Raw genomic sequence first — 21,308 nt, 5'->3', positions numbered from 1 at the left:
ATCTGGAACAACAGCCGCGATGTTCCGCATTTTCCGTTGACCAAAGTTCCGGTGACGACTTCAATCTCTCTTAACAAAATGTTGGGGAGAGAAATCATGGCTGCCGATGCGGATGTCATCGTCGTCGGTGCGGGGCTTGCGGGTCTCGTCGCCGCGACCGAGATCGCGGATGCCGGCAAGCGCGTGATCGTGATCGATCAGGAAGGCGAACAGAATCTCGGCGGGCAGGCCTTCTGGTCGTTCGGCGGTCTCTTCTTCATCGACTCGCCCGAACAACGCCGGCTCGGCATCAAAGACAGCTACGACCTCGCGCACCAGGACTGGATGGGCTCGGCCGGTTTCGACCGCGAGGAAGATCACTGGCCGAGGCGCTGGGCGGAAGCCTACCTCGCTTTCGCCGCCGGCGAAAAGCGCGACTGGTTGCGCGCGATGGGACATCGCTCCTTCCCCATCGTCGGCTGGGCCGAGCGCGGCGGCTATGACGCGATGGGCCACGGCAATTCGGTGCCGCGCTTCCATGTCACATGGGGCACCGGCCCCGGCATCGTCGAACCGTTCGAGCGCCGCGCCCGCGACGCCATGAAAAAGGGCCTGCTCACCTTCAAGTTCCGCCATCGCGTCGATGCGCTCGCTATGACGAATGGAACGGTCGACGGTGTCAGTGGCGCCGTTCTCGAGCCCGCGAATAACGAGCGTGGCGAAAGCTCATCGCGCAACGTGGTCGGAGAATTCGCGTTGCAGGCGCAGGCGGTGATCGTTGCCTCCGGCGGCATCGGCGGCAATCACGACCTGGTGCGGCAGAACTGGCCACAGCGTCTGCGCGCGCCACCCAAACGCATGATCTCCGGTGTTCCCGCGCATGTGGACGGCCGCATGATCGGTATCACCGAGGCCGCCGGCGCGCGGCTGATCAATCGCGATCGCATGTGGCACTATGTGGAAGGCATCGAGAACTGGAATCCGATCTGGCCGAAACACGGCATCCGCATTCTGCCGGGGCCGTCATCAATGTGGTTCGATGCGACGGGCGAGCGATTGCCGGCGCCGCTGTTTCCTGGATCGGACACGCTCGGGCAGCTGCAATACATCCAATCGACGGGCTACGACTATTCCTGGTTCGTGTTGACCCAGGCGATCATCAAAAAGGAGTTTGCGCTGTCGGGATCGGAGCAGAATCCGGATCTCACCGGCAAAAGCTGGATGATGACCGCGCGCCGTGCCACCAACAAAGGCGCACCAGCGCCGGTGGAGGCGTTCAAGGACCACGGCATCGACTTCATCGTCCGCGACAATCTGGATGATCTCGTGAAGGCGATGAACGAGCTCACTGGCGATGGCTTGCTGAAGCTCGATCGCATCAGGGAACAGATCGAGGCGCGTGACCGGGCCATCGCCAATCCGTTCGTGAAGGACGCGCAGGTGATGAACCTGCACAATGCGCGAAAATATATCGGTGACAAACTGATCCGCACGGCGAAGCCGCATCGCATTCTCGATGCCGAGAAGGGCCCGTTGATCGCCGTGCGGCTGAACATCCTGACGCGTAAGACATTGGGTGGTTTCGAGACCGATCTCGATGCCCGCGTGTTCGGTGCGGGCCATCAGATCATCCCCGGCCTCTACGCCGTCGGCGAAGCCGCGGGTTTCGGCGGCGGCGGCATGCATGGCTATCGCTCGCTGGAAGGGACGTTTCTTGGCGGCTGCCTTTTTTCGGGCCGGACGGCGGGGCGCGCGGCGGCGAAGGCTGTGTAGCAAAAAGCCGTCCGGGCGTTACGCCGGACGGCCTCTCGATGCGACTGCCGGTCCCCAAGACGTCCGGTTCCGTCGCACCTCCTGAAGGCTGGACCTGCATGGTTAATGCGCGGTTAAGGATTGCATCAAGGCCAGGCGGCATAGGACGGCCCATGGCGGCCCGGGCTGAGCCGCGCCCGGCGCCGATATGTCCCGGGCGATTCGTTCTGATACTTGCGGAAGAAGCGGTTGAAATAGCCGGGGTCGTGAAAACCGAGGCCATAGGCGATCTGCTCCACGGGGAGATCGAGTTGGCGCAGCCGCGCGCAGGCTTCATGGATCAGGCGCTGATGCACCACGGCGCGCGGGCTGATGCCGCGCTCGCGCTTGCAATGAGCATGCAGCCGGTCGTCGGTGACGCCGAGGGCTGCGGCATAGCGGGCGATCGGCCAGCCGTCGCGATAATGTAGTTCGACCATCTGCAGGAAATTGCCGACCAGCCGCGGACCGTCGCCGCGGCGGGAGACGTCGTCCACCGGCTCCTCGGCGATGACAGCGCGCCACAGATGCAGGCAGAGCAGCAGCAGATGCGCGGACAGCAGCGTGGCGCTGCCACGGCCCGGCATTGCCAGCTCATGGGTGAGCATGGTGCTGGCGGCTGACATGGCGGCAAAGCCCTGCGAGGCTTTGGCGTCCTCCAGCAGCACCAGGCGATCCACCGTGCGGCGCAGATGTAGCGCCTCGGCAGAGCCGGCGATGGTTTGTGTCAGGAGATCGTCGGTCACCGTGAGCAGATAACCCTGCGCGCCGGCTTCCACCTGCAAGGTGCCTTCATAGCCGCAGGGCAACCAGAGTAGCGCCGGCGCGCCGAATGCGATGGTGGAATCGCGCATGGTCGCGGTGCCGCGGCGGCTTTCCATCACCAGGAGATGCGCGCGCCGATGCTGCGTCTGGCGGAGCGACCAGCTGCGCGCCGCAAGCCCGGACGTGAAACGTTCGACATGCAGCGCAGCGGATTTTCCGGCGAGGTCGATGGCGTCAGCGAACATTGGGCCGATCTCTTGATGGGACAATCCGTCGCGCGGATTAAAGATCGTTACACGGCCTGGTGCAATCTTTCCCCGGATGCGTCCAATTCACGCGCCCCAGTGCTCAACTAGTGTTCCGCCATCGAGCGTCGTCAAGGCGTCGTCACAACTCACAGGGGAGGATGACATGGGTTCAGCAACCAAACAGCGTGCAGTGGGACTGGCTGCCGGTCTGGCCATGATGGCGGGGGCGGCGACGATCAGTTGGAGCGAGGCGCAGGCGCAGACCTCGGTCAAGATCGGCTACGCGATCTCGCGCACCGGCCCGGCCGCCGGCGGCGCGGCGGTGACGTCGATCCCGAATTACGAATTGTGGGTCAAGGAAGTGAACGCCGCCGGCGGCATCAAGCTCGGCGACAAGCGCGTGCCCATCGAGGTCGTGCAATATGACGACCGTTCGAGCGCCGAGGAAGCGGCCAAGGCGCTGGAGCGCCTGATCAACCAGGACAAGGTGGATTTCATCCTGCCGCCCTGGGGCACCGGCCTCAATCTCGCGGTCGGCCCGATCCTCAACAAAGCTGGCTATCCGCATCTCGCTTCCACCGCCGTCACCGACCGCGCGCCGGAGCTCGCAAAACGCTGGCCGAACAGTTTCTGGCTGCTCGGCACCAGCGCCGATGCCTCGAAGACGCTGGTCGAACTGCTGGTGAAGCTGCGCGGCGAAGGCAAGATCGGTGACACGGTGGCCATGGTCAGCATCGCCGACGGCTTTGGCATCGATCTCTCGGCCGCGGCGCGCCCGGCGCTGGCTGCCGCCAAGTTCAAGCTCGCTTACGACAAGACCTATCCGGTCGGCACGCAGGATCTCGGCCCGATCGTGAATGAGGTGAAGGCGCTCAATCCCGACACCTTCATCGCCTTCAGCTATCCGCCGGACACCATCGCCATCACCGAGCAGGCGCGCATCTCCGGCTTCAATCCGAAGGTTTATTACACCGGCGTCGGCACGGCGTTTCCGCTGTTCAAGGGGAAATTCGGCGCCAATGCGGAAGGCGTGATGGGCATCGGCGGCTGGAGCGGCGACAGCCCGGCCATCAAGGACTATCTCGCCCGCCACAAGGCCTCCGCCGCGAACGGCGCCGAGCCGGATCGCTGGGCCAGCGCCGTCACCTTCGCCAGCCTGCAGATGCTGCAGCAGGCGATCGAGCGGGTCGGCAAGGTGGACCGTGCCGCGGTCATCAAGGACCTGCAGACCGGCAGCTTCGATACGGTGATCGGCAAGGTGAAGTTCGAGAACAACATGCCGACCAACTACTGGTGGGTCGGCCAGTGGCAGGGCGGTGAATTCTACGGCGTCGCGCCGTCGGGCAATGCCGGCGCGCGTCAACCGATCCTGCCGAAGCCGGCCTGGAAGGCGCAGTAACCGCGGCAGGCTATCAACGGCGCATGATCCCACCGGGATCATGCGCCAGCAATCCGGAATATTTGAATGACGAACGCGTTGCTCACCGGCCTCGTGCTGGGCGGAATGTATGCGCTCATCGCCATGGGGCTGACGCTCCAATATGGCGTGGCGCGGATCATGAATCTCGCTTACGGCGAATTCCTGATCGGCTCGGCCTTTGCGTCCTATCTGCTGTTCACCGGCTGGGCGGTGAATCCGCTGGTCGGTCTCGTGGTGGTCGTTCCCGTCAGCTTCGTCGTGAGCCTCTTGCTCTACAAGATTTTCCTGACGCCCTTGGTGCGCCGCGCCCGTACGCGCGACGCGCTGGAGGTGGACAGCATTCTTGCCACCTTCGGCCTGATGTTCATCGTGCAGGGTACTCTGCTCACGATGTTCGGCGGTGCCTATTTCAGCTATTCGTTCCTCGCCATTCCGGTGACCTTGGTCGGCGAGGTGCTGGCGATGAACCGTCTGGTCGCCTTTGCACTCGCTGTCGTGCTAGGCACCGTGCTGTATCTGATTTTGACGCGCACGCGCATCGGCACCTCCATCCGCGCTGTCGCTGTCGATCCCAATGTCGCCCCGCTGGTGGCGATCAATGTCCCGCAGCTGTCGGCGCTGGCCTTTGCCGTCGGTGGCGCGCTGGTCGCTGCGGCCGGCGTGCTGATCAGCATGTTCCTCACCTTCAGCGCCACGTCCGGCGTAGTCTTCACCATGAAGGCGCTGATCGTCGTCGTGATGGGCGGCATCGGCAATCTGATGGGCTGTCTCGTCGCCGGCGTGCTGCTCGGCCTCAGCGAGGCGCTGGTCGCCACCTATATCGATCCCGGCCTGACCATCGCCGTCAATTTCGCGCTGTTCCTCGGTGTTCTCCTTGTGAAGCCCGCCGGCATTTTCGGGAGGGCGCGCCAGTGACCGGATCCCAGCTTCTCATCGGCGGCGCCGGGCTCGCCGCCATTGCTTGCCTCGCAGTGCTGCCATCGCTCGTCGATGCCTATCATCTCGCGCTCGGCATCACGCTGCTGCAATTCACGATCCTCGCCACCGCCTGGGGCATGTTTTCCGGCCCGACGCGCTACGTCTCCCTGGCGACGACAGCCTTCTTCGGCGTCGGCGCCTATACGGTGGCGGTGCTGGGCGAGCAGCTGGCATGGCCGCTTGTGCTGCTGGTCGCCGCGCTGATCGGCGCGGTGACGTCTGCCATCGTCGGTCTCTCGACCTTGCGATTGAGCGGCGTGCATTTTGTCATCTTCACCTTCGGCCTGGCCGAATTGGTGAAGCAGCTCGTGGTGTGGTTCGAGGTCAACAAGAGCCGCGTGCTCGGCCGCTACATCTTCCTCGATATCAGCCAGCAGGACATCTACTGGCAGCTCCTGGCGCTGGCGGTCATCGTGTTCGCCACGGGCTGGCTGATCGCCTGCTCGAGGCTCGGCTTCGCGCTGCGGATCATCGGCGAGGACGAGACGGTGGCGCGGCATTGCGGCATCAACGTCACCTTCGCCAAGGTCGCACTGTTCGTGATCTCGGCGGTGTTCATGACGCTGGTGGGCGCGATCATGGCGCCGCGCTGGACCTATATCGAACCGTCCATTGCCTTCAACGCCACGATCTCGTTCGAGGTCGTGATCATGGCGCTGCTCGGCGGCGCGCATCGCTTCTGGGGCCCGGCGCTCGGCGCCATCCCGCTGACGCTTCTATTCGAATTCCTGTCGGCGCGGTTTCCCAGCACATCGACATTGATCATGGGCGTGGTGTTTCTGCTGATCGTCTATGCCCTGCCGTCCGGCGTGGTTGGGTTGGTCGATCGATTCAAGGGGATGCGAAGCGGCTCCGAAAAAAAGAGGAGCGGCGCATGACCTCCACCAACACACCCGTCCTGAAAATCGAGGGCCTGACCCGCCGCTTCGGCGGTCTCGTCGCGGTCAACGAGATGGGCTTGACCGTTCATGCCGGCGAAATCGTCGGCCTGCTCGGGCCGAACGGATCAGGCAAGACCACGGCAATCAATCTGATCTCCGGCGTGCTGCGGCCCGATGCCGGCAGCGTCATGCTCGGTGATACCGACATTGCGGGATGGCCGACTTTCAAGATCGCTCGGCTTGGCGTGGCGCGCACGTTCCAACTCGTACGCGTGCTCGATGGCATGACCTGCGGCGACAATGTGCGAGCGGGGCTGTCGTTCAATCACCGTGAGGGCGGCGGATCTGTTGAAGACCTCCTCGCTCGCGTCGGCCTTGCCGGTCATAGCGATCGTCCGGCATCCGAGCTCACTTATATCGACCGCAAGCGGCTCGAACTCGCGCGTGCGCTGGCGCTGCGCCCGCGCGTGCTGTTGCTGGATGAGTGGCTAGCCGGGCTCAATCCATCGGAGCTCCTGATCGGCATCGCGCTGATCCGCTCCTTGAAGGATGAAGGCCTCTCCATCCTGATGGTCGAGCATGTGATGGATGCGATCCGTTCACTCTGCAGCCGCTGCGTCGTCATGAGCAGCGGGCGGCGCATCGCCGATGGTCCGACCGATGCCGTGCTGAATGATCCCGCGGTGATCGAAGCCTATCTCGGAGCGCCGCAGCATGCTTGAGGTCTCGGGGATCAATGTCAGTTTCGGCCAGCATCGCGCGCTCAGCGATGCGGCGCTGACCGTGAAGCGCGGCGAGATCGTTGTGATCCTCGGCGCGAATGGTGCCGGCAAATCGTCGCTGCTGAAGGCCATTGCCGGCCTCGTCAAATGCGGGCCGGGCAAGCAGGTGAGACTGGACGGCAGTGACTTGTCCGCGCTGCCTGCGCACCTGATCGTCGAGAGCGGCTTGGCTTTGGTGCCCGAAGGCCGCGGCGTGTTCGGCGAACTGACGGTGGCCGAAAATCTGCTGATGGGCGCCAATCCGAAGCGCGCGCGGGCCATCGAGGCAGCGCAGCGCGACAAGGTGCTGGCGCTGTTTCCGCGCCTTGGCGAGCGCATGAAGCAGGTGGTGCGCACCATGAGCGGCGGCGAGCAGCAGATGGTCGCCATCGGCCGCGCGCTGATGTCCAATCCGGAGATGCTGTTGCTGGACGAACCCTCGCTCGGCCTCTCGCCGCTGCTGGTGAAGGAGCTGTTCGCTGCCATCAGCCGCATTCGCGAGACCGGCATGGGACTCTTGATGGTCGAGCAGAATGCGCGCGAGAGCCTGCTGATCGCCGATCGCGGCTACGTCATCGAGAACGGCAAGGTATCCGGCAGCGGCTCGGCCGCTGAGCTGCAATCCGACGATTCCGTGCGTCGCGCCTATCTCGGCGGGCTCACTTAGAACGCCGTCTTTCATCACCCATCAACCGAGGAGATCGCCATGAACATCATCAACCTCCTGATCGAGAACGAAGACGCGCAAGCCAGCGGCGGCGCCACATTCGACCGCCTCAATCCGATCACCGGCGATGTCGCATCGCGCGGGGCCGCAGCCACGATCGCCGATGCGAAGCGCGCGGCCGATGCTGCTGCGGCGGCTTTCCCGGCCTGGTCGGCAACGGGACCGGGCGCACGGCGGGCGATCCTGCTCAAGGCGGCGGACATCCTCGCCAGCCGGGCGCCTGAATTCATCGCCCTGATGGCTGCCGAGACCGGTGCGACAGCTGGCTGGGCCGGCTTCAACGTGCATCTCGCGTCCGGCATGCTGCGCGAAGCCGCAGCGATGACGACGCAGATCTCCGGCGAGGTGATTCCGTCCGACAAGCCCGGCTGCATTTCTATGGCGGTGCGCCAGCCGGCCGGCGTGGTGCTCAGCATCGCGCCGTGGAATGCGCCGGTGATCCTCGGCGTTCGCGCCGTGGCGTTGCCGCTGGCCTGCGGCAATACGGTGATCCTGAAGGCATCGGAGATCTGCCCCGGCACGCATCGCCTGATCGGCGAATGCCTGCGCGAGGCCGGCCTGCCGCCCGGCGTGATGAATGTCATCACCAACGCGCCGGACGATGCGCCGGCGCTGATCGAAGCCCTGATCGCGCACCCGGCCGTGCGGCGGATCAACTTTACGGGCTCGACCCGCGTCGGCCGACTCATCGCGCAGACGGCGGCGACGCATCTCAAGCCGGTGCTGCTCGAACTCGGTGGCAAAGCGCCGCTGGTCGTGCTGGAGGATGCCGATCTCGATGCAGCCGTTGCCGCGTCAGCCTTCGGCGCTTTCATGAATCAAGGGCAGATCTGCATGTCCACCGAGCGCCTCGTGGTGGATCGCAACGTGGCGGACGCCTTTGTGTCCAAGCTCGCGGTCAAGGCCGAGCAGCTGGTGGCCGGCGATCCCCGCCAGGGCAATGCGCCGCTGGGCTCGCTGATCGATGCGAGTGCAGCCGATCGCATGCAGGCACTGATCAAGGACGCCGTGGGCAAGGGCGCGCGGGTCGTCGCCGGCGGGCGCGTCGAAGGCACGCTGATGTCCGCCACGGTGCTCGATCACGTGACGTCGTCGATGCGTATCTATGGCGAGGAATCGTTCGGCCCGATCGTGAGCGTGGTGCGGGTGGACGGCGTGGACGAAGCCGTGCGCGTCGCCAATGATACCGAATATGGCCTCTCGGCCTCGGTGTTCGGCCGCGACATCGCCCGTGCGCTGACAGTAGCCAAGCGCATCGAATCCGGCATCTGCCACGTCAATGGCGCCACCGTGCATGACGAGGCGCAGATGCCGTTCGGCGGAACCAAGGCGTCAGGCTATGGCCGTTTCGGCGGTAAGGCGGGGATCGCCGAATTCACGGAACTGCGCTGGATCACCATCGAAACGGGGCCGCAGCATTATCCGATCTGAAGGGGCTTGGAGCGGACGGCGGGAATCGAACCCGCGTATGCAGCTTGGGAAGCTGCCGTTCTACCATTGAACTACGCCCGCATGCCCACTGGTCTAGCCGAGGATCGGTGATCCGCCAAGGTATCTCTGCGCCGCCGGGCCGTTGCGGCCGGGGGAAACCCGGTCGCCCCGCAATTTCCGGTTGGCGAAACGCATTGGCCTGCTAACATCCCGGCCGGGATGGCAGGGCTGGGATATACGACCTTCGATACGTCGGTGGGCCGGTGCGGCATCGCATGGAGCCAGGCCGGGATTTTTGGCGTCCAGTTGCCGGAAGCACGCGAACTCGACACACGACGACGCCTGCTGCAACAGTTTCCCGGTGCCCGGGAGTTGCAGCCGCCGCCAGACGTTCATCACGCCATTGACGGCATCACCGCACTGCTGGACGGCTATGCGGTCGATCTCTCTGATATCACGCTCGATACATATGACCTGCCGGACTTCAATTGCCGGGTCTATCACGCGATCCGCCAGATCCCGCGCGGCGAAACCCGGACCTATGCCGAGATCGCGGCGAGCCTTTACACCAGCGGCGCCATCAATGCCGTGACCAACGCCGTCGCGCGCAATCCCTTCGCCATCATCGTCCCCTGCCATCGCGCCATCGTGGCCGCCGGGCAGACATCCGGCTTTGCCGGCAATGCCGGCATCGTCACCAAATCACGGCTTCTCTCGATCGAAGGCGCCATGCCCGGGCGCGCGACGAATCTGTTCGATGCATTGCTGTCGGTTGCCCCGCCGCGTCCGCAGGGTTAGCTTTCACGCATGCAAGCGCACATGCTCTTCGAAGGCAGCGGCATCACCGTGATGGACTATCGTTGCACGGCGGGACCGGACGATGTGCCATTCACCGAACAACATGCCAGTCACTCCATCTCCTATGTGCGCAAGGGCAGTTTTGGCTGTCGCTGCCGCGGGCGGTCGCATGAGCTGATCACCGGCGCCGTGCTGATCGGCGCGCCGGGCGAGGAATATGTGTGCCATCACGAACATCATGCGGGCGGCGATGAGTGCCTTTCATTCTCGTTCGCGCCGGAGGTGATCGATCTGATCGGCGACGACCTGTCGGTATGGCGGCAGGGCAGCGCGGCGCCGCTGGCGGAATTGATGACACTGGGCGAGCTGGCACAGGCGGTGGCGGAGCAACATAGCGATCTCGGACTTGACGAAATCGGGCAGGCCTTTGCGGCGCGGCTGGTTGATGTCGTGTCAGGCAAGGCGCGCAGGCAGGCCACGATCAGCACCCGCGATCGTCGTCGTGCGGTGGAGACGGCCATGTGGATTACCGCACATTCAGCCGAAGAGATCGATCTGGATGCTGCGGCCCAGCAGGCGGGCGTCAGTCCGTTCCATTTCCTGCGCATGTTCCGTGATGCGCTTGGCGTGACGCCGCATCAATATCTGGTGCGCTCGCGGCTGCGCCAAGCGGCACGGCTGCTGGCAGAGACCGACAGCCCCGTCACCGATATTGCCTTCGATGTCGGCTTCGGCGATCTCTCGAACTTCGTGCGCAGTTTCCATCGTGCGGCCGGCGTGTCGCCGCGCGCATTCCGGCAGGCCTCGAAGGGCGACCGCAAGATTTTCCAAGAACGGCTGGCGCTGCACTGATTAGGTCCTGTCCAGCCCCTCAAGGAGATGGACATGGCTGCCATTCACAAGACGGTTTCACTCGACGCACCGGCCGGCGAGGTCTGGGCGGCGGTCGCGGATTTCGGCGCGCTACATACACGGCTAGTGCCGGGTTTCGTTACGGATACCAAAGTCGAGGGCGATGTCCGTGTTGTCACATTCGGCAATGGCACGGTGGTGGAGGAAACGCTGGTCGATTGCGACCATGCGCGGCGGCGCTTCGTCTATGCTGTCAGGAACGAGCGCATTACCCAGCATAGCGCATCGGTGGTGGTGACGGCGGACGGACCGGATCGCTGCCGGCTCGAATGGGCAGCCGACCTGCTGCCCAACGAGGTTGCAGGCTATGTGAGCACGCAGATGGATATCGGGCTCGCTGCGATGGCGAACCACTTCCGGAACGCGTCCCGCTAGGACAGCGCAGGTCTCACCTCGGGCACCGGCCCCGACTTGGGGCCCCAGCGCGTCAGCACCACTGCGAGCACGGAGAGCACGCCGAGCAACACCATGGACGCTGCAGCGAGCCAGAAGAAGCTGGTGGCCGGCGCGTCGATAGACAGCAGATACCAGCCGCCGGCGCAGACGAAGCCGAGACGCGCGGTTTGCGCGAGCACGGGACCGAGCACCTTTGCGGCACCTTGCGATGAGAAATAGCTCACCGTGGCGAGGCCGAGAAACGCGTACATCGGCGCGCAGGTGGCGAGATAGGCGCGGCTGGCCTCGCGCACGCCGGGGTCATTGGTGAACAGATTGACCCAGACATGCGGATAGATCGCGATCAGCGTGCCGAGCAGGCCGACCACGGTGAACGCGATGGCGCAGCCGGTCCAGGCGATACGCCGTGCACGGGCGATGCGGCCGGCGCCGATGGCCATGCCGACAATGGGCACTGAAGCGATACCGACCGCGAAAGCCAACGTGGTCAGCATGAATTCGAGCCGCGCGCCGATGCCGTAGCCGGCCAGCACCTCGGTGCCGTAATGCGCCAGCATATGGGTGAAGATCAGCAGCGTGAGCACGCCCTGCAGCGGATTGAAACAGGCGATGGCGCCGACTTTCAGGATGTCGAAGAACATGCCGCGCTCGATCCGGAAGCCGTTCAGTGTCGGCCGCACCCGCGCGCGGCCGGAAAACACGTACCAGCCCATGACGCCCGCACCGATGGCGAAGGCCGTCAGCGTGCCGGCGGCAACGCCGGGCATGCCGAATTGCGGGATCGGGCCGAGGCCGAGGCCAAGCGTGCCGCCGAGAACGATTTGCAGGCCCGCAGATGACGTCTGCATGGCGGAGGGCATCTTCATATTGCCGGTGCCGCGCAGGATCGCCGCAAAAGTGTTCATCAGCCAGGGGATGACGCCACCGGCAAAGAAGATGGTGATGTAGCCGAGCGCCTGGCTCAGCACATTGCCGCGACCGCCCAGCAGCTGCAGCAGCGCCGAGCCGAAGATCAGCATGCCGACGGTGAAAGTGAGTCCGAAACAGACGCCAATCAGCAATGCATGGCCGGCCAGCGTATCGGCGCGCTGCTGGTCGCCGGCGCCGAGCGCGCGGGCGATGGCGGAGGAAACGCCACCACCCATGGCGCCGCCGGACATGGTCATGGTCAGCATGACAAAGGGGAACACCAACGCCATGGCGGCCAGCGCCTCGGTGCCGAGCCGGCCGATATAGGTGGTCTCGAAGATGACGACGATCGTACCGGCCGAAAGCGCGACCACATTCGGCCAGGCGAGGCGCAGCAAGGTCGGCAGGATCGCGTGATCGAGCAGCGGGTTCTTGGCGGGCGCGGTCAGCTCGGGGAGCGGTGGTTTGTCGCCATCGACCAATGGGCGTTCGGCGAGCACGACCTCGGACATGCAGTCTCCCTGATTATCCGGTCTCGAACGCCGGACACAGTCTTCCTAGCACCGTTCACGGCAGGCGCCATACGCGCGTGATGCATGGGCGCCGGGCGATTTGCACTGCAATATGGGGGAATAGCTCAGGCGCGTAGCTCGGATGGAGCGCAGCGCAATCCGGGACCGGCGTTTCAACATCTCGCCCGTCCCTGCATTACGCTGCGCTTCATGCAGGCTACGGATCAGCGCCTAGCCGATCACCCAGGTGAACGGCCGCGCACCGTTCCGCTCTGCGGTCATGGTGACGGGAATGTTGCGGCCACAGCCCGCAGCGAGGCCTTCGACGAGTCCGCGCAGAAGCTCCGCGCAGGCAGGATGGGCGTCGGTCACGCCATCCATCAGCTTCCAGGTTTTCTGCTGGACAGCGATTGAGCCGGCGGATTTGTCGATGCCGAACTCGTCATCCTGTGCGGCGAGCAGAGCCGTGAAGAACTCCACAAAGGTCGTGGCATCGCCGCGCGCCATGCCGAAGCTGGCAGCAACCTCGTCGTAATACTGCATGCCGATCAGCTTGCCGGTGAGACGCAGCAAATAGCCGGCATCATCGGGACCGAAGAGCTGCACGGCAACCGGCGCAGCGGTGCGGACATATTCCATCGCATAATTGCGATAGGCCTTTTCCAGCCGCGATTTCGGCCAGCTGTCGACGGGAAGTGCTGGCGCCTTGGCGGGATCAAAAGGCGGCGCTTCCAGATGCCGCGCGAAAACGAGGCGCTGGTCGATCTCCAGATCGTGATCGTATTCGCAGTAATAGCCCTCGAGCCCATCCTGTCCATCGACGCTCTGCTTGGTGCAGACAAAGCCGAGACGGAGATTGCCGAGCGCGACACCGTTATTCGCGTGCCAACCGCGCAGCATCGCGCGCGAGACTTCGCCGGGAATGCCGCAGATGGCGGTACCACGCCAGATCCAGCGCGGCGGCGGATAGCGGATCCACGCCTTGCGATCATTCTCGTACATGTATTCGACCGACACACCACCGATCCAGTTGGAGAGATAGTGATACTGTGCGGCGGCGACTGCGGGTGGCAAATGCGACAATCCCAGCTTGCCCAGACCGGCGATAAAGCGCTCCTGCTGCTGGCGGCGGAAGATGCGAAACACGAATTCGGCTGCATCGGGCGTGCCGCGACGTGTCACTGCAGTCAAGACCAGGCCGGTGAAAACGGCATGATAGAGATCAGCGACGCTGCGCCATCGCTTCCATGTGGCTTCGTCGCGCACGTCGTTCATCGCTTCCATCCCCTTGATCGTTGACGATCACCATAACGGCGCCCGGCTGCGGCATCACATGAATTTCATGCAGGGAGATCGAACGCTTCTGCATCGCGTGCATTGAGTTCCGTCACTCGAAGGAAATTCCATGCGCCAAAAACTTCTACTTTCCGCTGCACTTCTCATCGTGGCGCTACCGCTTGCCGGCTGTAACGAGAAGTCGACGATCGCCTCGGGCGAGGATTTCGGACCGACGCCAAAACTGGTCGAGCCGAACAAGACACTGCTGCCGACCGTGAAGGTCTCCAAGGCCGTAGGCTGGCAGGACGGCGCCAAGCCGAAAGCGGCGGAAGGCATGGTCGTCACCGCCTTCGCCAGCGGCCTTGATCATCCACGCACGGTTTACACGCTGCCGAATGGCGACGTGCTGGTGGCGGAGAGCAATGCACCGCCGAAACCGGATTCGGGCTTCAGTATTCGCGGCTTTATCATGACCAAGGTGATGGGTTACGCCGGCGCACGCGCACCTTCGGCCAACCGCATCACGCTGCTGCGCGATGCCGATGGCGACGGCGTGGCGGAGATGAAAGCGCCGTTTCTCGAAGGGCTGAACTCACCGTTCGGCATGGTGCTAGTGGGCGATCGCTTCTATGTCGCCAATGCCGATGCGGTGGTGGCCTTCCCCTATAACGAGGGCGATACGCGAATCACCGCGGCGGCCACCAAGGTCGTCGATCTGCCGGCAGGCATCAATCATCACTGGACCAAGGATCTCACGGCCAGCGCCGATGGCAGCAGGCTATATGCGACCGTGGGCTCGAACAGCAATGTCGGCGAAAACGGCATGGAGATCGAGAAGGACCGCGCCGCGATCCTCGAGATCGATCGCGTCAACGGCACGTCGCGCCTGTTCGCCTCGGGCTTGCGCAATCCCAACGGCCCCGCCTGGAATCCGCAGACCGGCGCGCTATGGGTGGTGGTCAACGAGCGTGATGAAATCGGCAGCGACCTCGTGCCGGATTACATGACATCGGTGAAGGACGGTGGCTTCTATGGCTGGCCTTATAGCTATTACGATCAACATGTGGATGTCCGCGTGCAGCCGCAGAAGCCTGAGCTGGTTGCCAAGGCAATCGCACCGGATTATGCGCTCGGCGCGCATACGGCGTCGCTGGGGCTTGCGTTCAACACCGGCGACCTGTTTCCGGAATCGATGAAGAACGGCGCCTTTATCGGTCAGCACGGCTCGTGGAACCGCAAGCCGCAGAGCGGCTACAAAGTGATCTTCGTGCCGTTCGCCGATGGCAAGCCGTCGGGCAAGCCACAGGATGTGCTGACGGGCTTCCTGAATGAGAAAGGCGAAGCGCAGGGCCGGCCGGTCGGCGTGCGGCTCGACAACAAGGGCGCGCTGCTGGTGGCAGATGACGTCGGCAATGTGATCTGGCGCGTCGCACCGTCAGGTGCGAAGGCGGCGGCGCTGTAGTCGCTTGTAGCCTGCATGGAGCGGAGCGTAATGCAGGGACCGGCGATATGTGGAAACGCTGGTCCCGGATTGCGCTGCGGTCCATCCGGGCTACGCCATCATGTCACCGGTGCCGGATTGAACAGCACCAGATCATTGTGCAGGCCCCATTTGTCCGCCCAGACCTGCTTGCGCCCGCTGGCGACATCGAGGATGAGCTGGAACAGCTCGTAGCCCGCTTCCTCGATGGTCATTTCGCCTGACGCGATACGGCCGGCATCGAAGTCGATCAGATCCGCCCAGCGCTTCGCCAGTTCGGTGCGCGTGGAGACCTTGATCACCGGCGCCTGCGCGAGCCCGTAGGGCGTGCCGCGACCGGTGGTGAAGATCTGCATCTGCATGCCGGCAGCAAGCTGCAGCGTGCCACAGATGAAATCGCTGGCCGGCGTTGCTGCGAACAACAGTCCCTTCGTCGTCGCGCGCTCGCCCGGCCCGATCACGCCGGTGATGGCCGACGATCCCGATTTCACGATGGAGCCAAGCGACTTCTCGACAATATTGGCGAGGCCACCCTTCTTGTTCCCCGGCGTTGTATTGGCGCTGCGGTCGGCGCCGCCGCGGGCGAGATAGGCGTCGTACCAGTCCATCTCACGCACCAGCGCGCGGCCGACATCTTCACTCGCCGCACGGCGCGTCAGCAATTCGATGGCATCGCGCACTTCGGTGACTTCAGAGAACATCACCGTCGCGCCTGCACGCACCAGGAGATCGCTGGCAAAGCCGAGCGCCGGGTTTGCCGTGACGCCGGAGAACGCATCGCTGCCACCGCATTGCAGGCCGATCACGAGTTCGGAGGCCGGCACGGTCTCACGCTTGCGACCATTCAATATCTTGAGACGTGCATCGGCCATGGTGACAATCGTATCCACCATGTCGCCAAAGCTCTGATTGCCCTCATCCTGCAGGCGCATCATGCTGGCGGGATCGTTGGTCGGCAGCAGCCGCTCTGGCGCGAGTTTCTCGCAGCCGAGGCCGACGACCATCACCTCCCCGCCGAAATTCGGATTCTTCGCGATGTTCTGCAGTGTTCGGATCGGGATATAGGCATCGGGCGCGTTGATGGCGACGCCGCAACCATAGCCATGCGTCACCGCGACGACGTCATCGACATTCGGATAGCGCGGCAGCAACTCGGCCTTGATCTTCTTGATCGCGAATTCGAGCGTGCCCGCGACGCATTGCACCGATGTGCTGATCGCAAGAATGTTCTTCACACCAACGGAGCCGTCAGGATTGCGAAAGCCCTCGAATGTGTAACCCGTCAGTGGTTCCTGTGCGGCAGGAACCGCCGTTGCGATATCGAGGCGATCGAGCTCCGGCGCATCGGGCATATGAATGCGCGCTTCCTCGACCCAGTCACCGGCAGCGATCGCATCGATGGCGTAACCGATAATCTCGCCGTAACGAAGGATCGGCTGATCCTTCGCGATATCGACGAGTGCGAGCTTGTGGCCCTGCGGAACAAACTGGCGCAGCGTGATGCCGTCAGCGAGCAAAGTTCCCGCGGGCAATCCAAAATCATTCGCCACGATCGCGACATTGTCGCGCGCATTCAGCTTGATGGTACGCGGCGCATATGCGTCAGCTGCCTTTGGGGTGGCCATCGCCTCGTTCATTTCCTCATATCCTCATTGGCGGCGTCACTATTGGCGGCGTCACTGCGTCACTGCAACAGCAGTAGCACATCTCGTGAGCATGCTGCACAGGTTGAGATTTACCCGATGTTATGCACGTTACGTAACACATTCGAGCACCGCGCGGGCGGAATGAGGCCGGCATGTGTCAGAAGCACGACGCGGTCGAAAAACCCGCCACACTCGTTTGAAGCGCTGTTGCACGGCTGTGACAGACATCGCTGCGCAATCGTCTAGGTTCGCCGCAATCCAGTTTGGGATTGAGAGGATTATCTATGAAGAAGTATCTGCTTTCGACCGCAGCCGTTGCCATGGTCGCGTTGGCTGCTCCCGCGTCTGCAGCCGATCTGGCAGCCCGTCCGTACACCAAGGCACCGGCCTATCAGGCTCCTGCCGCTCCGATCTACAACTGGACCGGTTTCTACATCGGCGGTCACGTCGGCGGCGCCTTCAACGGCAACAACGGCTTCGGCGGCACCTCGGACAACTCCGACGGTCGTTTCCTCGGCGGTGTGCAGGGCGGCGCTGACTACCAGTTCGCCCCTAACTGGGTGCTCGGTATCGAAGGTCAGTACAGCTGGGTTGGCAACAACAACACGACCGTCCTGTTCACCGGCGCTGGCGCAGGTTACGCCTACAACCAGAACCAGAACGGCATCGCTTCGGTGACCGGCCGTCTCGGTTACACCTGGGGTCCCGCACTGCTCTACGTGAAGGGTGGTTGGGCCTATCAGGACGTCAGCGAGACCCTGCTCGTGAGCGCTCCGGCAACCGACGCCTCGTTCGGCACCACCACCAAGTCGAACGGCTACACCGTCGGCGCCGGTCTCGAATACCTGTTCACCCAGAACTGGTCGGGCAAGGTCGAGTACCAGTACTACGACTTCGGCACCACCACCTTCACCGCCCCGGCCCCGCTGGCTGGCGTGTCGTCCAAGAACGATACCCACACCGTCAAGGTCGGCCTGAACTACCGCTTCAATCTGGGCGGCATGGGCGGCGGCTACTAATTAGTAGTTTGACCAGCAGCGTCGACCTCAAGGCCGGCGCTGCGAATTTCTGCTCCAGAAAACCTGGCCCGCACACACTCGTGCGGGCCTTTTTTGTCAGGAGTTTTCTCTCACGGGAACCTGCTTTCGCAACCTCGCCGATTGTTGTATGATGGGGAAGCGAAGGGAAGTGGTGATGGGTATTGCCGTCATGCAAGGCCGGACGAGCCGGCAGATGTCCGCGGAGGAATTCCGTGACTTCCAAAAATATCGCCCGGATCATGAGCGGTGGGAATTGTTGGCGGGCGTCCCGGTCATGATGTCGCCTCCAAGACTCGTTCACAATCGGATTGCAGAAAATCTTGCGCGGTTGCTGGACGATAGCTTTGACCGGCAAGGTCTGCCGCTCATGGCAACCCAGCGATCTGGCTTCAAGAGCTTTATACTCGATGGCAGGGTTTACGAGCCCGAGCCCGACGTGGCCGTCATCGATACGGAATACGAGCTTGAGCAGCGCTATTTCGATGCAGCTTATTTATTGGCTGAAGTCGTGTCGTCTTCGGATCAGATTGGTGTCCCTGGTACCGGACGCGAATGGATCGATGTGAAATGCGAGTTGTACCGCTCGCATGCGGCTTGCGTCGCCTTGCTCGTCATTACGCAGGATCATATGGCGGTTCAGGTGGAATTGCGCACGGACGATGGCTGGACATCGGACGTGCTGACAGGGCCCGACGCCGAAATCGTGATCCCGAAGCTCAATTTCCGATGCCGCGTCGGCGATCTCTATGACCGCACGCCGCTAAAGTCCCAAGTTCGCTCTAAACCTTGAAGTGCTTCGACAGCTTCAGGTTCTGCCCCTGATAATTCGAGCCGATGCGCTGGCCGTAGAGTGAATCCGGGCGATCCAGCATGCGTTCATAGACGAGGCGGCCGACGATCTGGCCGTGTTCGAGGATGAACGGCACTTCGCGCGAGCGCACTTCCAGCACGGCGCGCGAGCCCTTGCCGCCGGCGCCGTCATGGCCGAAGCCAGGATCGAAGAAGCCGGCATAATGGACGCGGAATTCGCCGACCAGCGGATCGAACGGCACCATTTCGGCGGCGTAGTCCGGCGGCACCTGCACGGCTTCCTTGGAAGCGAGAATGTAGAACTCGCCGGGATCGAGGATCAGCGTGCGATCGGCGCGCGCATGGATCGGCTCCCAGAAATCCTCCACCGCATAACCGCCGCGGCGATCGACATCGACCACGCCGGTGTGGCGCTTGGCGCGATAGCCGACGAAGCCCGACGCATTCTCGCCGGACAGATCGACCGAGACAGCAAGCCCGTTGGTCAGGTCGGCATCGTCGATATCGACCAGCGGATCCTGCGCATGCAGGTCCTCCAGCGCCTCGGTGTCGAGCACGGCATCGCCGACGCGAAAGCGGACCTGCGACAGGCGCGAGCCTTCGCGCAGCAGCACCGGGAATGTCTTCGGGCTGATCTCGGCATAGAGCGGGCCATGATAGCCCGCGCCGATCACATCGAACCGACGGGTGCCGTCGGCGATCACGCGGGTGAAGACGTCGAGACGTCCGGTGGAGCTCTTCGGATTCGCGGCGGCGAAGATGTTCGGCGGCAGCGCGAGGCTTTCCAGCAGCGGCACAATGTAGACGCAGTTGGTCTCCAGCACCGCGCCTTCGGAGAGATCGATCTCGTGCAGCTTCAATTCGTCGATGCGCTCGGCGACGGTGACATTCGGGCCGGGCAGGAAGCTGGCGCGGACGCGATAGGCGATGGGGCCGAGGCGCAGGTCGAGGCTGGCCGGCTGGATCTGGCTTTCGACGAAATCATATTCGGGCAGGATCAGGCCGGCCTCGGCCATCGCCTCGATCATGCTGTCGGGCAGAATTCCATCGGCATCGGGGGCGAGGGTGAACGTCACTGGTCTGGTCCTTCAATCGTCATCCAGGGGCAATGCCCTGAAAAACCGTAACTTTACCGGCTATCTCAAGCGCGCCTTGACGGCAAGCGCAAGCGGGAATAGGAAAAGTCCTATCCCGTGGTGATTTGAGCCGGCCGGCTTGCAGCCACGTAAAATAAGTCGCTAAACAGGCCGGGGACACATGTCCTTCCAGCATGCGATCCCGGCCTGAGGACGTCCGTCCAGGCCGGTTTTTTGTGCCCGTTTTGAGCGGTCACGTTGGAGGTCACATGTCTGCCAAGTCTTACCGTCCCGAAACCCGCCTCGTTCATTCCAGCGCGCTGCGCTCGCAATTCAACGAGACGTCCGAAGCCCTCTTCCTGACCCAGGGCTTCATCTATGAGACTGCCGAAGCCTGCGAGGCGCGGTTCAAGGGCGAAGATCCCGGCTTCATCTATTCCCGCTTCTCGAACCCGAACACGTCGATGTTCGAGAACCGCATGATCGACCTCGAAGGCGCCGAAGCTGCACGCTCCACCGCCACCGGCATGGCCGCCGTCACCACCGCCATTCTCGCGCCGCTGCGTCAGGGCGACCATGTCGTCGCCGCAAAGGCGCTGTTCGGCTCCTGCCGTTACGTCATCGAAGAACTGCTGCCGCGCTATGGCATCGAATTCACGCTGGTCGATGGCCTCGATCTCGACCAGTGGCAGAAGGCGATGAAGCCGAACACCAAGTCGCTATTCCTGGAAAGCCCGACCAATCCGACGCTCGACGTGCTCGACATCGGCGCGATCGCGGAGATCGCCCATGCCGGCGGCGCGCGGCTGATCGTCGACAATGTGTTCGCGACACCGATCTGGCAGAGCCCGCTGGCGCTCGGTGCCGACGTCGTCGTCTATTCCGCCACCAAGCATATCGACGGCCAGGGTCGCTGTCTTGGCGGCATCATTCTGTCGTCGAAGGACTTCATCGACGAGCACATTCACAACTATCTGCGCCAGACCGGGCCTTCTATCTCGCCGTTCAATGCGTGGACGCTGGTGAAAGGACTGGAAACGCTGGCGGTGCGCGTCGAGCGGCAGACGCAGAGCGCAGCGGCCATCGCCGATGTGCTGGCACAGCATCCCAAGGTGTCGCGGCTGATCTATCCCGGCCGCGAAGATCATCCGCAAGCGGCGACGGTGAAGAAGCAGATGCGTGCGGGTTCGACGCTGATCGGCTTTGAGGTCAAGGGCGGCAAGGAAGCAGCCTTCCGCGTGCTCAACGAACTCAAGGTCGCGCGCATCTCGAACAATCTTGGCGACGCGAAGAGCCTCGTCACGCATCCAGCGACGACGACGCATCAGCGTCTGCCGCTGGAAGCACGCCTCGAGCTCGGCATCACGGAGGGCTTCATCCGCTTCTCGGCGGGCCTGGAGCATCGCGACGACCTGATCGAGGATCTCGAAGCGGCGCTGGCGAAGGCTTAAAGCGGACCGGCAATAAGCT

At 63.4% G+C, this 21,308-nt stretch carries 19 protein-coding genes, 1 tRNA gene and 1 riboswitch; of the genes, 14 read left to right on the top strand and 6 right to left on the bottom strand.

Annotated features, from left to right (window positions below; all coding sequences use genetic code 11):
* Positions 1-96 precede the first annotated feature (96 nt).
* A complete protein-coding gene (locus RPMA_RS02995) occupies positions 97-1,752 on the top strand; it encodes an FAD-binding dehydrogenase (RefSeq protein WP_211911472.1) in 1,656 nt (551 codons plus the stop codon).
* Positions 1,753-1,877: 125 nt separating this feature from the next.
* On the opposite strand, the gene RPMA_RS02990 is transcribed toward RPMA_RS02995, so the two are convergent.
* Entirely contained in the window at positions 1,878-2,780 is a 903-nt protein-coding gene (locus tag RPMA_RS02990; protein WP_211911471.1) for an AraC family transcriptional regulator, read from the bottom strand.
* A 166-nt stretch (positions 2,781-2,946) separates the two neighbouring features.
* Between RPMA_RS02990 and RPMA_RS02985 the strand changes: the two genes are divergently transcribed.
* The 6 genes from RPMA_RS02985 (at position 2,947) to RPMA_RS02960 (ending at position 8,981) form a co-directional block, all read left to right on the top strand.
* On the top strand, positions 2,947-4,182 hold the full coding sequence (locus tag RPMA_RS02985) for an amino acid ABC transporter substrate-binding protein (RefSeq protein WP_211911470.1): 1,236 nt from the start codon (positions 2,947-2,949) through the stop codon (positions 4,180-4,182).
* A gap of 66 nt (positions 4,183-4,248) precedes the next feature.
* The gene (locus tag RPMA_RS02980) at positions 4,249-5,118 is read left to right on the top strand and encodes a branched-chain amino acid ABC transporter permease (protein ID WP_211911469.1); all 870 of its coding nucleotides are present in this window, start codon (positions 4,249-4,251) and stop codon (positions 5,116-5,118) included.
* On the top strand, positions 5,115-6,059 hold the full coding sequence (locus RPMA_RS02975; RefSeq protein ID WP_211911468.1) for a branched-chain amino acid ABC transporter permease: 945 nt from the start codon (positions 5,115-5,117) through the stop codon (positions 6,057-6,059). The genes RPMA_RS02980 and RPMA_RS02975 overlap by 4 nt, the downstream gene beginning before the upstream one ends.
* On the top strand, positions 6,056-6,784 hold the full coding sequence (locus RPMA_RS02970; RefSeq protein ID WP_211911467.1) for an ABC transporter ATP-binding protein: 729 nt from the start codon (positions 6,056-6,058) through the stop codon (positions 6,782-6,784). The genes RPMA_RS02975 and RPMA_RS02970 overlap by 4 nt, the downstream gene beginning before the upstream one ends.
* Complete coding sequence (locus RPMA_RS02965) at positions 6,777-7,490, top strand: ABC transporter ATP-binding protein (RefSeq protein ID WP_211911466.1); 714 nt, start codon at positions 6,777-6,779, stop codon at positions 7,488-7,490. The genes RPMA_RS02970 and RPMA_RS02965 overlap by 8 nt, the downstream gene beginning before the upstream one ends.
* Positions 7,491-7,529: 39 nt before the next feature.
* Positions 7,530-8,981: an aldehyde dehydrogenase gene (locus RPMA_RS02960; protein WP_211911465.1), complete on the top strand. Its 1,452-nt coding sequence runs from the start codon at positions 7,530-7,532 to the stop codon at positions 8,979-8,981.
* Positions 8,982-8,988: 7 nt separating this feature from the next.
* On the opposite strand, the gene RPMA_RS02955 is transcribed toward RPMA_RS02960, so the two are convergent.
* Positions 8,989-9,062: transfer RNA gene (locus RPMA_RS02955), tRNA-Gly, on the bottom strand.
* 138 nt (positions 9,063-9,200) lie between these two features.
* Here RPMA_RS02955 and RPMA_RS02950 point away from each other — a divergent pair.
* The 3 genes from RPMA_RS02950 to RPMA_RS02940 are packed head-to-tail and all read left to right on the top strand — an operon-like array spanning position 9,201 to position 11,066.
* Positions 9,201-9,779, top strand: a complete 579-nt coding sequence (locus RPMA_RS02950; protein WP_211911464.1) for a methylated-DNA--[protein]-cysteine S-methyltransferase — start codon at positions 9,201-9,203, stop codon at positions 9,777-9,779.
* A gap of 9 nt (positions 9,780-9,788) precedes the next feature.
* Positions 9,789-10,631 carry a helix-turn-helix domain-containing protein gene (locus RPMA_RS02945; RefSeq protein WP_211911463.1) on the top strand — a complete coding sequence of 281 codons (843 nt, stop codon included), beginning with the start codon at positions 9,789-9,791 and terminating at the stop codon, positions 10,629-10,631.
* Between the two features lie 33 nt (positions 10,632-10,664).
* Positions 10,665-11,066: an SRPBCC family protein gene (locus tag RPMA_RS02940; protein WP_211911462.1), complete on the top strand. Its 402-nt coding sequence runs from the start codon at positions 10,665-10,667 to the stop codon at positions 11,064-11,066.
* Here RPMA_RS02940 and RPMA_RS02935 read toward each other — a convergent pair.
* Positions 11,063-12,508, bottom strand: a complete 1,446-nt coding sequence (locus RPMA_RS02935; protein ID WP_211911461.1) for an MATE family efflux transporter — start codon at positions 12,506-12,508, stop codon at positions 11,063-11,065. The genes RPMA_RS02940 and RPMA_RS02935 overlap by 4 nt on opposite strands.
* A gap of 231 nt (positions 12,509-12,739) precedes the next feature.
* Entirely contained in the window at positions 12,740-13,792 is a 1,053-nt protein-coding gene (locus RPMA_RS02930; RefSeq protein WP_211911460.1) for a hypothetical protein, read from the bottom strand.
* A 121-nt stretch (positions 13,793-13,913) separates the two neighbouring features.
* On the opposite strand from RPMA_RS02930, the gene RPMA_RS02925 reads away from it, so the two are divergent.
* The gene (locus tag RPMA_RS02925; RefSeq protein ID WP_211911459.1) at positions 13,914-15,248 is read left to right on the top strand and encodes a PQQ-dependent sugar dehydrogenase; all 1,335 of its coding nucleotides are present in this window, start codon (positions 13,914-13,916) and stop codon (positions 15,246-15,248) included.
* A gap of 98 nt (positions 15,249-15,346) precedes the next feature.
* Here the strand turns inward: RPMA_RS02925 and garD are convergent, their stop codons facing one another.
* Positions 15,347-16,903 carry a galactarate dehydratase gene (gene garD / locus RPMA_RS02920; RefSeq protein ID WP_211911458.1) on the bottom strand — a complete coding sequence of 519 codons (1,557 nt, stop codon included), beginning with the start codon at positions 16,901-16,903 and terminating at the stop codon, positions 15,347-15,349.
* Between the two features lie 293 nt (positions 16,904-17,196).
* Here garD and RPMA_RS02915 point away from each other — a divergent pair, with 293 nt between their 5' ends.
* The gene (locus tag RPMA_RS02915; RefSeq protein WP_211911457.1) at positions 17,197-17,931 is read left to right on the top strand and encodes an outer membrane protein; all 735 of its coding nucleotides are present in this window, start codon (positions 17,197-17,199) and stop codon (positions 17,929-17,931) included.
* A gap of 175 nt (positions 17,932-18,106) precedes the next feature.
* Positions 18,107-18,742, top strand: coding sequence for a Uma2 family endonuclease (locus RPMA_RS02910; protein WP_249225526.1), 636 nt, complete (start codon positions 18,107-18,109; stop codon positions 18,740-18,742).
* On the opposite strand, the gene RPMA_RS02905 is transcribed toward RPMA_RS02910, so the two are convergent.
* Positions 18,732-19,838, bottom strand: a complete 1,107-nt coding sequence (locus RPMA_RS02905) for a 2'-deoxycytidine 5'-triphosphate deaminase (RefSeq protein ID WP_211911456.1) — start codon at positions 19,836-19,838, stop codon at positions 18,732-18,734. The genes RPMA_RS02910 and RPMA_RS02905 overlap by 11 nt on opposite strands.
* 107 nt (positions 19,839-19,945) lie before the next feature.
* A riboswitch (SAM riboswitch) is annotated at positions 19,946-20,025 on the top strand.
* Between the two features lie 82 nt (positions 20,026-20,107).
* Between RPMA_RS02905 and RPMA_RS02900 the strand changes: the two genes are divergently transcribed.
* Positions 20,108-21,289 (top strand): O-succinylhomoserine sulfhydrylase, encoded by a 1,182-nt coding sequence (locus RPMA_RS02900; RefSeq protein WP_211911455.1) that lies wholly within the window; start codon positions 20,108-20,110, stop codon positions 21,287-21,289.
* The last annotated feature ends 19 nt before the right edge of the window (positions 21,290-21,308 follow it).

Source organism: Tardiphaga alba (genome assembly GCF_018279705.1).
In the GTDB taxonomy this organism is placed as follows: Bacteria; Pseudomonadota; Alphaproteobacteria; order Rhizobiales; family Xanthobacteraceae; genus Tardiphaga; species Tardiphaga alba.
The sequence above is the reverse complement of the archived record's forward strand: the minus strand, read 5'-3'. Positions and strand labels throughout refer to the sequence as shown.

What these genes read in the sequence shown, in the direction of transcription:
- RPMA_RS02945 (WP_211911463.1), top strand. Translation starts at nt 9,789, where the DNA reads ATGCAAGCGCACATGCTCTTCGAAGGCAGCGGCATCACCGTGATGGAC.
- RPMA_RS02980 (WP_211911469.1), top strand. Translation starts at nt 4,249, where the DNA reads ATGACGAACGCGTTGCTCACCGGCCTCGTGCTGGGCGGAATGTATGCG.
- RPMA_RS02990 (WP_211911471.1), bottom strand. Translation starts at nt 2,780, where the DNA reads ATGTTCGCTGACGCCATCGACCTCGCCGGAAAATCCGCTGCGCTGCAT.
- RPMA_RS02930 (WP_211911460.1), bottom strand. Translation starts at nt 13,792, where the DNA reads ATGGAAGCGATGAACGACGTGCGCGACGAAGCCACATGGAAGCGATGG.
- RPMA_RS02970 (WP_211911467.1), top strand. Translation starts at nt 6,056, where the DNA reads ATGACCTCCACCAACACACCCGTCCTGAAAATCGAGGGCCTGACCCGC.
- RPMA_RS02995 (WP_211911472.1), top strand. Translation starts at nt 97, where the DNA reads ATGGCTGCCGATGCGGATGTCATCGTCGTCGGTGCGGGGCTTGCGGGT.
- RPMA_RS02925 (WP_211911459.1), top strand. Translation starts at nt 13,914, where the DNA reads ATGCGCCAAAAACTTCTACTTTCCGCTGCACTTCTCATCGTGGCGCTA.
- RPMA_RS02935 (WP_211911461.1), bottom strand. Translation starts at nt 12,508, where the DNA reads ATGTCCGAGGTCGTGCTCGCCGAACGCCCATTGGTCGATGGCGACAAA.
- RPMA_RS02915 (WP_211911457.1), top strand. Translation starts at nt 17,197, where the DNA reads ATGAAGAAGTATCTGCTTTCGACCGCAGCCGTTGCCATGGTCGCGTTG.
- RPMA_RS02950 (WP_211911464.1), top strand. Translation starts at nt 9,201, where the DNA reads ATGGCAGGGCTGGGATATACGACCTTCGATACGTCGGTGGGCCGGTGC.
- RPMA_RS02900 (WP_211911455.1), top strand. Translation starts at nt 20,108, where the DNA reads ATGTCTGCCAAGTCTTACCGTCCCGAAACCCGCCTCGTTCATTCCAGC.
- RPMA_RS02985 (WP_211911470.1), top strand. Translation starts at nt 2,947, where the DNA reads ATGGGTTCAGCAACCAAACAGCGTGCAGTGGGACTGGCTGCCGGTCTG.
- RPMA_RS02965 (WP_211911466.1), top strand. Translation starts at nt 6,777, where the DNA reads ATGCTTGAGGTCTCGGGGATCAATGTCAGTTTCGGCCAGCATCGCGCG.
- RPMA_RS02910 (WP_249225526.1), top strand. Translation starts at nt 18,107, where the DNA reads ATGGGTATTGCCGTCATGCAAGGCCGGACGAGCCGGCAGATGTCCGCG.
- RPMA_RS02940 (WP_211911462.1), top strand. Translation starts at nt 10,665, where the DNA reads ATGGCTGCCATTCACAAGACGGTTTCACTCGACGCACCGGCCGGCGAG.
- RPMA_RS02960 (WP_211911465.1), top strand. Translation starts at nt 7,530, where the DNA reads ATGAACATCATCAACCTCCTGATCGAGAACGAAGACGCGCAAGCCAGC.
- garD (WP_211911458.1), bottom strand. Translation starts at nt 16,903, where the DNA reads ATGAACGAGGCGATGGCCACCCCAAAGGCAGCTGACGCATATGCGCCG.